Origin of the sequence: Ornithinibacillus bavariensis (assembly GCF_018333235.1) — a bacterium.
Classification (GTDB): Bacteria; Bacillota; Bacilli; order Bacillales; family Amphibacillaceae; genus Ornithinibacillus; species Ornithinibacillus bavariensis.
Genome location: NZ_BORP01000023.1, coordinates 1 through 258, shown reverse-complemented (window position 1 = coordinate 258; position 258 = coordinate 1). Strand labels below are relative to the sequence as shown.

At 50.8% G+C, this 258-nt stretch carries 1 rRNA gene; it reads left to right on the top strand.

What is annotated here, in order from left to right:
• Window positions 1-258: ribosomal RNA gene (locus KI338_RS17600) — 23S ribosomal RNA — on the top strand; the annotation flags it as partial.

The following is a 258-nucleotide window of genomic DNA, read 5'->3' as shown; positions in this document are numbered from 1 at the left end:
GATATTCCTGTACCACCTCATAATCGTTATGAGCAATGGAGGGACGCAGGAGGATAGGGAAAGCGCGCGTATGGATGTGCGCGTCCAAGCAGTGAGGGTGTTGGATAGGCAAATCCGTCCAACTGAGCTCAAGCTGTGATGGGGAGCGAATTTTAGTAGCGAAGTTCCTGATTTCATACTGCCAAGAAAAGCTTCTAGCCAGATTATAGGTGCCCGTACCGCAAACCGACACAGGTAGGCGAGGAGAGAATCCTAAGG